Below are 13834 nucleotides of genomic sequence, written 5' to 3'. Positions count from 1 at the left end.
TTATACTTTTGTGGGTATTAAACCATTAACTTTTAACTCCGTAACTATTTTTCGAACTACCGATACTAATGTAGTTAGACTTTCTTTCAATGAAATACGATCGCTATGCTTAAAGAAAAATTTATTCCGCCATCTTCCATTTTCCTGCAGTTCAAAGCCTACAAGCGTTGAGCCATTGAGCATGCTATCTATTTCACAATCTTTATAAAAAACATCTAGATGCCACTGTCCCTTTGTTTTATAAATTAAATCCAGGCCCAATCGTGGCTTCGGCCAAAAAGCCTCAACAACTTCATTTTCAGCTACCACCAAATCCAAATAAGCAGTTTCTAAAAGATGTTGTTTAAATTTGATACCATCTAAATCTAAATTTTTTAAAAGGCAAATAGGCAAATAGCAATCTAACGTTGATTGTTTAGTTTTATTCATCAAGATTGTATCTGCTAGCTCTCCATTTCCAACAAAATAATTTTCATTGGTATGTTCAAGAACGTTCTTATAATTAACAAAATAATATCTCCAATCAAATTCATCCTTAAATAATTCTTTACGCTGTTTAAACTGATTTGATAATGTATAATTCTCATTGCTCAACCACTCATCAATAATTGTCTTAAACCTATCTTTATTAATTACTCTATTTAGCCATGACCGATTATCACTTATCAAATTAATTTTCATTCTTCCATAACTATACCCAGAATGATCTCCATAATCAAAATAGCTTAAAACGTATTTTCTTAAAAGCTTACTTCTTAAATTTAAATTTAATTCGCCTTCGTTAACCACAAAGAAAATCTCTTTAAGAATTTCAATTACTTTTAGACTTTTGCAATTGTCAAAATTGTCGACCAACGTTAAATCTGCCAATTTAAATAGAATGTCTGTCCTACCTTCCAGCAGTTCCTGTATTTTATAATCAAAACATAAATGATGAATAAAGTGATAGAAAGATTTATTTTTGCCAATTAGTCCTATTTTATCAAAATCGTGTTGATCAAAAATCTTATCATCAACAAAAACTGATTCAATTAGAGATGATGATTGAAGCTGATCTATATATCTTAGTTGCTCGATCAACCATGCCGTTGGCTCGTTTTGCACTTCTCTACTATGAGAAAAATTTAAAGTAAATAGCCTGAATTGATTTAGATCATCATCGGCAATCCCTGTAATAGAAAACTTCAAATGATAATACCAAACTGTCAAATATCTAAAAAGATGTTTTTTATCGCCTTTACTAAAATAATCATCTACATAAATTTTTTCTCCATCAACCCAAAATAATATTGCTTTTAATGAAAAAAACGATCGTTTTAAGAACTCAATATCCAAATATTGTATTTGAAATTCTTTTAATTCTTTAAAATCCTCTAGAATTTCTTTGGATAGTTTTCCTCGAAATTGTTGCTTTAAGATAGAAGAATAATAAAGAAAATTCTCAAACCCAATATCCGCATTTTCGTTATTGTATTTGTGTTCAAAAAAGAAATCTTGCCATTCTTCCCATAGTTTACCTGCCGCCTTCTTATCTTCTCTATTACATTTCTCAATGAGGTTAGCTCGTAACTTTTCTTGATGCGATAAATGAAAACCACGGCTATTCATATACAGATACAAACTTTCGCCTTGCTCACTTAATTTCGTATCAAAATAATTGAATTCAATATAATTTTCAATATAGTCTAATAAACCCATAAGATTTTCCTTCTCAATTTCTTTTAGTTTAAAAGATATAAAACGATAATTCTGTATAAGATTTCTTACAGTAGTATCATTATTATAGTCGGTATTAAAGAAGTTTTTATTTACTTCAAAATCTTTGATTTCCAAAGTTTCATCTAAAAATAAACGAAGAAATTCATAAGCGGACTCTCGAACCTTATAATCTATTTTTGGTAGCCCGTTGCTGTAATAGTTTTTCCTAAACTTATCTGCCTCTCCAATTTTAACATAAATTGCAAGTAATACAAGATAAAATGTAGTTAGCCTTTGCTGCCCATCTATCAAGAAGAATTTACCTGGCATCTCCTTATCATGATAAGCATATACAAAACCCATTTTAGTTTTATGTGTTAAAACACGATATGTTTTTTCCAAATAAGTAACCACAGATGAGCTGCCAATGGGTACATTGTTTTCTAAAATACTTAAAGAAGTATTGCTTACTGCTTTAAACTTTGCATAAAAGCTGTTCCAAACTTTGCCAACTTCATTAGTAGTCCAAACATAATCCCTTTGCAGTTCGGGTATTACCATCTGGTCAATTTCATTGTGCGTTAACAAATCCCTTAAACTATATTTTCCAGTTTTCATTTAGTTGCAAGTATGGTGATAAGATGGTTGTATGTGCTGACTATCCATGAGCTATTTGCTGCAATATCAGCTTCTTCCCATTCTGTTAACTTTTGGCTAAAGCCTAAACCTTCGCCACCCACAGATACGTTATTCAGTAATTTGGAAACCGTATTTATAGTGTGTTGTGGCACAAAAGCACCTTTAGTAATTAGGTTAAGTAGGATCTTCCGTTTTTTGGGGAAAATGTAGTTTTTTAGAGCACTATTATTTCCAGACTGTAATAAAGCTAAATTGCCTAACTGGTGCTCATCAAAACCTTTGTTTGCCAAAGCTTCAAGTTCTTCTTCATTAACCTGCTGGTTTTGCTTTACCTTCTCAATTAACTGTTCGTTAAAATGCTCCTCTTTACGCTCAACTTTATCTAAAAACCAATCGTAATATTCCTCATAGTCTTTTAAAGAGCAATCTGGATGTTGAGGGTAAATATGCTCAATACTCCAATCATTATTTCTATAAGTATGGAAATCAAATCGGTGAGTGAAATCGATAACTACATTGTCAATGTCATTTTTAAGAGCAAATACATTCAAAGCCAAAAAAATAACATTCAATAATGGTCTATCCTCAGTATAGTTAAGTTCTTTTATCGTCCTCCCTTTAAACTGTAAAGTTTTATTTAAATGCTGATAGAGACTTTTCTTCAAATCACTGCTGCCTAAATGCAATATCTCATCTAATTTACCATTGGTATAAATGTAATACCCTATTAAGTTATGTATTTCATTATCTGAGAACCAATTTTTTAAACGCTTACTGGTCTGATGTATATTTGCTAGTTGAGCTTCCGCCTTCGCTTGGGTTTTTAAATTATCGTTATAGCAATTAAATAATTTATAATCGTCTACAATTGCACTAGTATCACCCAATTTTAAAATTTCTATAAACGTGCTAAGTAAGGGAATGTTTTGTAAACTATCTGTGGCAACTGGTTTTAAAGCATTTAATAAGGAGTTAATCCCAATATTTTTTTCATTGCCAATGGTGATGTATTTATTAAAAAACAATTGATTTTGTACCTCATCGTGGAGCCAATTGTCTATTTCGTCCCAATTACGAGCAATGCGATTTCTTTGCTCCTGGATTTCATTAAATAGCTTTTTTTGATGTTCTGGCCGAGTAGATTTCGTAAACAGCAAACCTTTAATTAGGTAATAATTGGTAAGGTCTACTTTGTTATCGTTCAGGTTAGAAAATATTTCTTCGGCTGCAGTCATTTCATCTTCCAGATTAATAATGATTTTAACCTTTTGCCTACAATAATCGTAAAATGATTTTGCCTCGTCCGCGGCTAATAATTCTAAAAAAGAAGCGATGCAAACTTTAGCATGATAGATGTAATAAAGGTCTTGATGACGTGTTAATAATTTAGCTATTTCTGCGTCTTCTTTATCATAAGCAATAACTTCATCGAAAATAGCCCTATTCTGATATCGCTCATACTGCACTTTGTTTTTTGTAATGTTTTCAAAACCGAAATGTGTAGCAAAGCTGTAAAAAAGCAAGCTGATAGTAGTTAAACGCTGTTGCCCGTCTATTACCTCCAACCAATTCTTATGCTCATCATTTTTTTTTACTGTAATATATTGTAGATAATATTCAGAAGTGTCTACTATAAATGCTTCATAAATATCTGTTAAAAACAATGGCACTTGGTCATTAGGTCCAAACGATTTCCACTTGTAACCTCTTTGATAGGCTGCGATATAATAATGGTCAGCCTGTAAATCGTTTAATAATTTGTCTGCAATAAACAAATCTTCGAGAGCGTAAATAAATTCTTTCATTGATATTTTAAGACTTCTTCTTTTTCGGAAAAGGAACTACATCTCCATAACCTGTTGGTACTATTTCATTTTTACGCAGCCATTCAATCGCCTTGAAAAAACGTTCCCTTGCAATCTTCAACTTTCGTTCAGACCAGTTCTCTCTTGATTCATAAACGATTTCCTCATCTGATGGATTTGCATTTCCAGTAAGAATCAAATTATTCCATCCTGCGTAAGTGGTGGCAATAATTTCTGAGACTTCTAAATCAAAGTTTAGGAATAAAGCAATTAAATCATCCAACTGTTTATTCTTTTTAAATGAAATTGAGGACTGGATTTTCTCAATTGCTTTATCTGAGTTTTTTGCTGATGAATAAGAATAGCCAATATCTTTCTTTTGGACAGCAAAATAATTAGCCATTTTTGCCCGATGTTCTATTTTCTTCAAATGTGGATAGTCATCTGGACCCGCAGCATCTTTTACAGGTTGTCTTCCCAATGGAATTTGCAAATGGTATTCAACCAAATGGGCAATCTTCTCGCATTTAATGTGACTTAAGTTGTCTATTGATGTAGGATTTTCTTCGTGAATTTTAATCACTTTGACAATTAAGCCAGCGTGAATGTCTGCTGATATTTTTGCAACCGGAGTTTCTGTTTTAGCCACAACTGAAGGTTGAGCCACTTTCTTTTTGCTTGGTTTAGCTGTTGCTTTGTTCTGTTGCGCTTTTATCCGCTCCAGTAATACACCTGCAGGCTCATAATCTGCAGCTTGTTTGCATGCTGCCAATTCTTGTGCGGTTAACAAATTACCTTCAAATGCTTTTTTAAGAATGCTTTGACGCAAAGCTTCTGCTTTTTTTAAACCTTCTTTTATGTTTTGTTGAATAAAATCACAAACGGATAAGCGGGATTCGATTTGTTTGACAATTTCTTTTTGTTCTTTAATTGCTGGCAATGGAATCAAATAATCTTCAATAAATTTCTTGGGTACTCGTCGTAAACCTACAGCGCCTGTCATTGCTCTTTCGGCCTCAGACCTAAATTTATCTTGTATTATGAAATAAAATAAGTATTCATTAAGCAACTCTTCATTACAGCGAAATACGTGAAATTCTGATGAACCTAATGCAACCCCGTTTTTTAAATCTTTTGCAACTGCAATTTTACCATTTTCCATACAAGGTGTAACTTTTGCAAAAATTACATCGCCTGTTTCAAAATAAGTATAACTTTTCCCTTTAAGTGTACTAAACACTGCTGTTTCTTCAAGATGTATTTTGTTAATGAGTGCTTCAACAAGCTTCATTGGAACGAACTGACATTCAATATCATCGTCAAAACCTTCTTTTGGTGGTCTTGGATTGACAATTACTCTCTGTCCTATTGGTACTAAATTTTCAATCTTAAGGTTTGTTAACTCCCCTTCAAAAGCCTTTTTCAAAACCGCTTGCCTGTAAATTTTTAATTGCTGTTGTGCTTTTTTTAAATCGGCAACACCGGCATCTAAACTGCTAAATAAACTTTCTAATTTTTTAACAATGGCTCGTTGTTCGGGCAGGGATGGAAGCAGAATATCATATTCATAAATTTTTGCTCCTGAAATAACGGGTTGTGCTGTTGAATTGGATAGCTTATTAAGATTTTCAATTTCAAGAAGTAATTTGAAAAATTTTAAATTAGGGATTTTAAATTTAAAATTTACTACCAAAGCATTATCAGTAACCCACGAATTTGTTTGCGTTATGTGCACAACACCACACTTTGCACCAACTCTACCAATTATTAATTTTATATCTTCAAATAAAAAATGAGAATGATAACCACTAATTCCATTACCTCCATAAACCGGAAATTTGCCAGCTTCCATTTTGCTTGCTGACAATCCTTTTCCACTGCTTACTGTAAGAATTTCTCCCAATTTACATTCTATCCAATCTTCTCTCATTATGCAGCTAATGCTTCATTTAATTCGTTAATAATACTATCCATTTCGTTACCAAATAATTGGTACATCTTTCCTCTTCCGCCTTTGCTGTCAAACGGGTTATAATCTAAATCGTCCAGTTCAATATGGTACGAACTTACAATATGGTCTTTAATCATTCGCAGCCATTCCATTTGCTCGGTGCTAAAGCGGTTGTGCTGTCCTGCATTTTGTGCAAAAATCCAACGCTTAAAATTCTCGTCAATGGTTTTATCAAAAGGTTTCAATTCTTCATCTATACCACACACTTTTCTAATCAAAGAAACCAATGCCGTCAGTTCATCTTTCGGGCAATCGCTTTTCACTTCTTCTATACCTGCATAAGCACTCCAAACGTGAGCCGGAGCCAAAAGTGGTTTTTCCAGTTTCAGTTTATCCATTACTTCTTTTATCATTTTAAAAGTAATGTTGCGGCGATTATATGGCTGGTCGTAGAAAATACTCAGCGCTTGTATCTCGTCTTTATTGGCTTTCAGGTACTCGCCAAAATCGTTAATTAAGGCTTTGGCTTTATCTACAGATTCCGTGTCCCATTCTGCTTTCGTGACTTCATCCAGATTAATATGGTCAATAATCTGGTCGTGCTGTTTGCGCACATTATCGATATAGTCGTTCAGTTTTCCATTAAAAGTTAATGATGCTGTTTTCAGTAAAGCTTCCTGCGCTTCGGCTCTCGCTTGTTCTTCTTTTGCAGGCGTACGTTCATCAATCGGGATTTGTGCAATGATGGCTATTGCTTTATCCGCAATCACATCGGCATCAAAAGCCTCAATCAATTCACGGGTCATCTGCTTTAAGCTTTTGCCTTTTGCCAGTTCCTGTATTTTCTCTTTTTCCGCATCGGTTAATTGTTTTTCCAGACGGATGAGTCGGTTAGCCAAAGAAAGATACACATCTTCTTCCTGCACCCCCATGGTTACGGCCTGCAACAAATCTTTCAACGGAATGGTTGGCTGTCGTTCCAGCGGTCGGCTATCGGTCTTTTTAGATTTGGTGGCACCCACCGCATCTACAATCACGAAGTGTGTTTTCGCATCGGCAGTCTTAGTGACTAATTTTAATTTATCGGCAGAAATGGTACGGGTACCACGTCCTTTCATTTGTTCAAAATAATTGATGCTTCTCACATCACGCATAAACAATAATACCTCCAAAGGTTTTACATCGGTTCCGGTGGCAATCATATCTACCGTTACGGCAATACGCGGATAGTAGTCGTTTCTAAAACGGTTCAGCACCGATTTTGGGTCTTCTTCTATTTTATACGTTACCTTTTTACAGAAGTCATTTCCTTCATCAAAAACTTCCCTGATGATGTTGATGATGTCATCGGCATGGCTGTCGGTTTTGGCAAAGACCAAAGTTTTAGGCACTTCATATTCACCATTTTCATCAAAACGATTGGGGAAAATCTCTTTTCTTAACGCTTCTTTATAAGCGGTAATAATCGTTCTGATCTGGCTGATGTTAACCACTTTTTTATCTAGGTCATTGCGAAGATAAGCGGTATCTTCATCTTCCTGTTGCCAGCGTTTGGCTCTCGAAAGTTTATCTCGTCTATCTACAAACCAACCTTTTTCTATCAACGCACCTTTTGTGGAAATATCAGTTTCAATTAAGTAAACATCATAAGGAACATTCACCCCATCAATAACTGATGCTTCATAAGTATATTCACTTACCACGTTTTGATTAAAGAAACCAAAAGTTCTTTTGTCAGGCGTAGCCGTTAAACCCACCAGAAAAGCATCGTAATAATCTAAAACCTGTTTCCAAAGATTGTAAATGGAGCGATGGCATTCATCAATAATGATAAAATCAAATTGCTCTATGGAAACTTTTGGGTTATAAGCTACAGGTATAGCTTCTTTTTTTGCCAATTGTTTTTCTATCCAGCCTGAATTCTCATTAGGGTTAACTACATCTGCATCTTCGTCCATTTCTTCACCCTGCAAAATAGAATACATCCGCTGAATGGTAGAAATACACACCTGACTTTCATCGGCGATATAACTGGAAGTTAATCGTTGCACATTGTACAGCTCTGTAAACTTGCGGTTATCATCCTGCGGTTGATAGGCTCGGAACTCCTGCTCAGCCTGTTCACCTAAGTTTTTGGTATCGACTAAAAACAAAATGCGTTTAGCTTTTGCAAATTTCAGCAAACGGTAAATAAAAGTAGCTGCAGTAAAAGTTTTACCCGCACCCGTCGCCATTTGAATCAGCGCTTTTGGCCGGTTACCTTTAAAAGATTTTTCCAAATTATTAATGGCAATAATCTGCGCCGGACGTAAATTCGTTTCATCCAATACTGGATAATCTGCAAATCTTCCTCTTAAACTTTTTTCCCGCTTAAACCATTCCAATAAAGTCTCCGGTTTATGAAAACTAAAAACGTTTCTTCCTCTTGGTTTGGGGTCGGTGTAATCTGTAAATCGGGTAACAACACCCGTGCTTTCGTAAATGTATTTTAATCCTTCTGTGTTTTTAAAAAACTTAAGTGCAGCACTTGCATATTCTTTTGATTGTTCTTCAACTACAGTGAGCCGATGACCTTCATTTTCTTTTTTTGCCTCTATTAATCCCAAAGGCTTTTGATTGACAAAAAGTACATAATCGGCCGGACCAACGCTTGTTTGGTATTCTCGAACAGCTACCCCCAATCCAACACTAAAATCGATATCATTTTTAGATTGCACATGCCAACCTGCTAACCGGAGCATAGCATCGATTTTATCACGAGCTTGTTGTTCAGGGTTTTGATTGAGTTCGTTAATCATTCAAAGTAGTAAGATTTGATTCCCGCAAGTTAATAATTTAATTACTTGCTACAAATGGTGAAATTGGCCTAATAACAGATAAAAGAAAGCTCCTTCATTACAAAGGAGCTATACAAAAATTTAAATAGAAGGCTTAAGAAATTAACTGGTATGGCAAGGTTTAGAACAATGTACACAACCATTAATTTTCTTGTAAGGTTGCTTCCTTTTCGCCTCAGCAACTGCTGGCCCGCAAGAACTAAATACCCCTAAGTAATCGTAATTTTGTTCGGGATAATACCTACATCCCGCTTCGTGAACCTCGTAATCGCCATTGGCTTGTTGGTTCAAATTTAATCTGTAACTGGCCATAAGATTTGGTTTTAAATTTTAATTCAACAAACCTCCGCAATTCAACTCACCATTCCTTACGGTTTCCCCCATCCTCCATATTATTCACTTCAGTTAAGCCAAAGAAAATTAACCAGCAATTGTGCCGATTTTCAGGAGAGAAAGAATAAACCATTGATGCCATATTCAAATCTGTGTTTATCCGTGTCCATCTGTGGTTAAATTACTAAGCCTGATCACATTAACCAATACCCCCTGCTTAAAAAAAATCCACCTCACCCTTTTAAGTTGTAAAAAATAAATTCTAACTTAATGTTAACTAACAATTTTATTAACCTTAAAAAAACATGTTATGTCAAAAAACAATGACGGCGGCCACGACAAGAACGTGGTCAATTTCGAATCCATGACCACCATTATAACCGGTTATGGCGCTGTGTACAACCCCAGCAATAAAAAAATCCAGTTGAGCAGCTTGGCTGAAAAAGCAGTTGCAGCGCGGACGACTATCGGACAGGTAAACGATTTTTCAGCAAAAAACAGCGATGCCATTGCCCTGCGCGATCGTGCATTTGAACCTTTAAAAAAGCTGAGCACCCGGATTCTTAATGCGGTAAAAGCCAGTGATGTACCGCAACAGGTGATAGATAATGCCATCACCCAAAACCGCAGGATGCAGGGACAAAGGGCATCGGCCAGGTTAAGTGAAGAAGAAAAACAAAAGCTGGCCGCAAGTGGCACTGTTGTTAACCAGGTATCATCTGCACAGCTCAGCTACGATAACCAGATCGACACTTTCGATAAGCAGCTTAAAGTATTGGCCACCATTCCATCGTATGCGCCAAACGAAACCGAGCTGCAGCTGCCCACCCTCACGGCTTTATACAACGATTTATTGCAGAAAAACCGTGATGTAGTAGCCAAAACAGCTGAGTTGAGTACTGCCCGTCTTAATCGCAACAAAACCCTCTACGACCCCGAAACAGGTATAGTTGCATTGGCCTTAGATTCAAAAAACTATGTAAAATCCCTCTTCGGCGCAGGCAGCCCCGAGTACAGGCAAATTTCGGGCGTTAAGTTTAGAACCGTAAAAACTTAAACCATTATTACAATGAAAAAAATCATCCCAACCCCAATCATCATTTAAACAGCAACAGAGATAAAAATCGGTTGCTGTTTTTCTTTTAGGGCAATTGCCCATAGAGCACTGCCAACTGGTAAACTAAGGCTTGCACGCATCAAACCAGCACACGCACGCATCAAACTAACATACGCACGCATCAAACTAGCACCCGCACGTATCAAACTAGCATACGCACGCATCAAACTAGCATACGCACGCATCAAACTAACATACGCACGCATCAAACTAGCATGCGCACGCATCAAACTAGCATGCGCACGCATCAAACTAACACACGCACGCATCAAACTAGCATACGCACGCATCAAACTAGCATACGCACGCATCAAACTAGCATACGCACGCATCAAACTAACATACGCACGCATCAAACTAGCATGCGCACGCATCAAACTAGCATACGCATGCATCAAACTATCATACGCACGTATTAACCTATATACTGTCATGTGTAAGTATAGAACCATCACATTCAAACATATTTGATTTTATAACAATACAGAAAGTATTAAAATCAGCTTCGCTGAGCATTTCATGTTTCCCGCCTGCGCAGGATCCGATGGCTATCGGATCGAAATGACAAATTGATCGCAGTTGAAATGACGCGAATAATCCCTCTGCTCCCTGCTATCCGGCCTCGCAGATTTCCGCCGGAAAAAGCACGAAAATCTTTGCAGATCCCCTAATAACCCCACAACCTAAGGCAGGATCAAGCGGGAGCGGTGGGATAAGCAAGGGTAAGAGCCTCGATGCTGCCGCAATCAAGATTTCCGTAGCTTTTTACAAGGAAGGATGCAAGCCTTGATTTTTTGGTCCCTTTTTCATCAAGGAAAAAGGACTAGCCCCCGGCGGCAATGAGCCGATAGAGATTTTCATTAGTAATGAAAGTTAATAGATTTCTCTCCCGAAGGTTCGGGACTGCGCTCTAGTCTAAATGACGAATTGATCGATGTAGAAACTACGCGTAATATACCTATACTCCCTGCTATCGGCCTCGGAAATGATGGAAGGAGAAAACGTTAAAGCTTTTGCACCTCCTTTCATCTTACCACTGCCCCGAGGCAGCACGCCCTCCCCGATTTTTCATCGGGGCTTGTGCTGGCGACCAATAAGCTTTGACGAATTTATCCGACATCAGATCCAAGCCTTGATTGTTTGTTTCTTTATCATCAAGGATAAAGAAAGAGCCCCTCGGTGGCGGCGAACCGAGGCAAGCCAGAGCGGAGGGAAACTCATTAGCTTGTGAGTAAACAGAGCAAAAGCTAAACACTTGGAGATCCTTCGTACCTCAGGATGACAGAAAAGAGCTAGGCCGGATCGAGCAATAGAAGGTTCCCGCCTGCGCAGGATCCGATAGCTATCGGATCGAAATGACGATTTATCTTGATAGAAATAACGCGGGCAATCCCTCTGTTCCCTGCTATCGCCATGGCAAATTTCCAAAACAAAAAAGTTAAAAAACACCACAACAATTAACAGCCTTTAACACATTTTAAGTTAAATATTGTAAAGCAGGTTAAAGATCGTTAATTAAAATTGATACCACATTTATCTACTGCATTTTTAGTTCATGAAAACTAAAACATTAACACTAATGCTACTAATCGGATTTTTAGGCATTAAAACCATTCGGGCTCAGGATACTACTGGTTTAATCAGGCATAGTATCCACATTGCACCCTTTGCAGGTTACAACTCAACACTTAAAGCACCTGTATTTGGCGGAGAAGTAGGTTACGAATTTCGCTTAAACAAACACTGGGGTTTTACCGCAGCGATGAACCTCGGATACATTCAAAAGAATAACCCCGAAATTGGGTATATCAATTCGGATGGTAGTATAACACAAGCCAAAAATATCAAGACTTTACAAAATGCATTATATGCAGGTGCAAAATACTACATTGGCCGTTTTTATCTCTCTGCCGAATTGGGTTATCAGGAAGAATATCAAACCACTAATTTCCCATACACCAGCTCAGGAAGCAGTTATAATCATGGTACCTATGCTACGAACGGGTTTTACCAGGCCTACGGATTGGGTTATCAGATTCCGTTGAGAAAAGGCGATAACATCGAAATATTTGCCAAAGGGTCTGGCGCAAATAATACCAGTTTTACCGCCGGGTTTCGATATTCATTCGGTTTATCCAAAAGAAAGTAATATTTGTTTTTAGCCACCAAGAATTATGCGCACTCCTATAGCTAATGGTAATGTTTTAAAGCACCGACCCAGCTAAACTAAACCCGATTGGATGGATGCTTCCGGTTTTTTCTACCGGGAGCAGAAAGAAAAGCGGGACTATCGGAACCGATGAGCACAAAAACTGCTTTCCAAAACCCTTTGTAAACACAAAAACACTAAGAAAACCCAGCTAATCCTGGCATTCTTAGTGTCTTTGTGACTTGGTGGCAAAATACTCCCAAGCCTTTCTATAAAGATTGCTTTACCCTCAAATCGGTACAGGCTGGCTCGCTCAAACCCAGCCTTGCATCCAATAGCTATCGGATGACGACCGTATTATAGCGAGCGCATTAACGCTCTATCCGCCTGTCGGCACCTTTCCCCTGGAAGGGAAAGGACTTGAAAAACAATTACCGCACCCTGCAATATGCATCACGCTATCTGATCCCTGCTACCGGCCTCGCAGATTTCCGCCGGAAAAAGCACAAAAATCTTTGCAGATCCCCTAATAACCCCACAACCTAAGGCAGGATCAAGCGGGAGCGGTGGGATAAGCAAGGGTAAGAGCCTCGATGCTGCCGCAATCAAGATTTTCGTAGCTTTTTACAAGGAATTGCGTAGCAATCTTTTATACCTATAAAAACAACATTATCAGATAAAAAACGACGCAAGCCTTGATTGTTTGTTTCTTTATCATCAAGGATAAAGAAAGAGCCCCTCGGTAGCGGCGAACCGAGGCAAGCCTGAGCGGAGGACAAAATAAAAAGGGATATCAGCATGGCGATAGCATTAAGATTCCCGCCTGCGCGGGATCCGATAGCTATCGGATGACGACAGCATTAGGAATTATCCCTATGCATCACGCTATCTGATCCCTGCTACCGGCCTCGGAAATGATGGAAGGAGAAAACGTTAAAGCTTTTGCACCTCCTTTCATCTTACCATTGCCCCGAGGCAGCACGCCCTCCCCGATTTTTCATCGGGGGCTTGTGCTGACGACCAAAAAGCTTTGACGAATTTATCCGACATCAGATCCAAGCCTTGATTTTTGGTTACCTTTTTATCAAGAAAAAGGTAAGAGCCCCTCGGTGGCGGCGAACCGAGGCAAGCCAGAGCGAAGGGAAACTCATTAGCTTGTGAGTAAACAGAGCAAAAGCTAAACACTTGGAGATCCTTCGTACCTCAGGATGACAAAAAAGAGCGAGGCCGGATCGAGCAATAGCATTAAGATTCCCGCCTGCGCGGGATCCGATAGCTATCGGATGACGATCGCACTAGATAGCG

Annotated in this window: 8 protein-coding genes; 2 read left to right on the top strand and 6 right to left on the bottom strand. The window is 37.8% G+C overall.

All coding sequences use genetic code 11. The annotated features are described in order from the left end of the window. The 5 genes from H9L23_RS06020 to H9L23_RS06000 all read right to left on the bottom strand — a co-directional run bounded on the left by H9L23_RS06020 (nt 1) and on the right by H9L23_RS06000 (nt 9242). Nucleotides 1-2316 (bottom strand): DUF262 domain-containing protein, encoded by a 2316-nt coding sequence (locus H9L23_RS06020; protein ID WP_187594114.1) that lies wholly within the window; start codon nt 2314-2316, stop codon nt 1-3. Beyond that, nucleotides 2313-4142 (bottom strand): DUF262 domain-containing protein, encoded by a 1830-nt coding sequence (locus H9L23_RS06015; protein WP_187594113.1) that lies wholly within the window; start codon nt 4140-4142, stop codon nt 2313-2315. Before H9L23_RS06015 ends, H9L23_RS06020 begins: the two co-directional genes overlap by 4 nt. Nucleotides 4143-4149: 7 nt before the next feature. Beyond that, complete coding sequence (locus H9L23_RS06010; protein WP_187594112.1) at nt 4150-6072, bottom strand: restriction endonuclease subunit S; 1923 nt, start codon at nt 6070-6072, stop codon at nt 4150-4152. Continuing rightward, complete coding sequence (locus H9L23_RS06005) at nt 6072-8891, bottom strand: type I restriction endonuclease subunit R (protein WP_187594111.1); 2820 nt, start codon at nt 8889-8891, stop codon at nt 6072-6074. Before H9L23_RS06005 ends, H9L23_RS06010 begins: the two co-directional genes overlap by 1 nt. Nucleotides 8892-9032: 141 nt before the next feature. Further along, nucleotides 9033-9242 (bottom strand): hypothetical protein, encoded by a 210-nt coding sequence (locus H9L23_RS06000; RefSeq protein ID WP_187594110.1) that lies wholly within the window; start codon nt 9240-9242, stop codon nt 9033-9035. 331 nt (nt 9243-9573) lie between these two features. On the opposite strand from H9L23_RS06000, the gene H9L23_RS05995 reads away from it, so the two are divergent. Further along, nucleotides 9574-10320 (top strand): hypothetical protein, encoded by a 747-nt coding sequence (locus H9L23_RS05995; RefSeq protein WP_187594109.1) that lies wholly within the window; start codon nt 9574-9576, stop codon nt 10318-10320. 44 nt (nt 10321-10364) lie between these two features. Here H9L23_RS05995 and H9L23_RS05990 read toward each other — a convergent pair whose 3' ends face one another. After that, nucleotides 10365-10814, bottom strand: a complete 450-nt coding sequence (locus H9L23_RS05990; protein ID WP_187594108.1) for a hypothetical protein — start codon at nt 10812-10814, stop codon at nt 10365-10367. Nucleotides 10815-11959: 1145 nt separating this feature from the next. On the opposite strand from H9L23_RS05990, the gene H9L23_RS05985 reads away from it, so the two are divergent. After that, complete coding sequence (locus H9L23_RS05985; RefSeq protein ID WP_187594107.1) at nt 11960-12529, top strand: hypothetical protein; 570 nt, start codon at nt 11960-11962, stop codon at nt 12527-12529. Nucleotides 12530-13834: the final 1305 nt, after the last annotated feature.

The organism is Pedobacter roseus (genome assembly GCF_014395225.1).
Lineage (GTDB): Bacteria > Bacteroidota > Bacteroidia > Sphingobacteriales > Sphingobacteriaceae > Pedobacter > Pedobacter roseus.
This window is presented reverse-complemented; position numbering and strand designations above follow the sequence as displayed.

Excerpts from the sequence above, each read along its gene's own strand:
- H9L23_RS06020 (WP_187594114.1), bottom strand. The coding sequence starts at position 2,316 with ATGAAAACTGGAAAATATAGTTTAAGGGATTTGTTAACGCACAATGAA.
- H9L23_RS06015 (WP_187594113.1), bottom strand. The coding sequence starts at position 4,142 with ATGAAAGAATTTATTTACGCTCTCGAAGATTTGTTTATTGCAGACAAA.
- H9L23_RS06010 (WP_187594112.1), bottom strand. The coding sequence starts at position 6,072 with ATGAGAGAAGATTGGATAGAATGTAAATTGGGAGAAATTCTTACAGTA.
- H9L23_RS06005 (WP_187594111.1), bottom strand. The coding sequence starts at position 8,891 with ATGATTAACGAACTCAATCAAAACCCTGAACAACAAGCTCGTGATAAA.
- H9L23_RS06000 (WP_187594110.1), bottom strand. The coding sequence starts at position 9,242 with ATGGCCAGTTACAGATTAAATTTGAACCAACAAGCCAATGGCGATTAC.
- H9L23_RS05995 (WP_187594109.1), top strand. The coding sequence starts at position 9,574 with ATGTCAAAAAACAATGACGGCGGCCACGACAAGAACGTGGTCAATTTC.
- H9L23_RS05990 (WP_187594108.1), bottom strand. The coding sequence starts at position 10,814 with ATGACAGTATATAGGTTAATACGTGCGTATGATAGTTTGATGCATGCG.
- H9L23_RS05985 (WP_187594107.1), top strand. The coding sequence starts at position 11,960 with ATGCTACTAATCGGATTTTTAGGCATTAAAACCATTCGGGCTCAGGAT.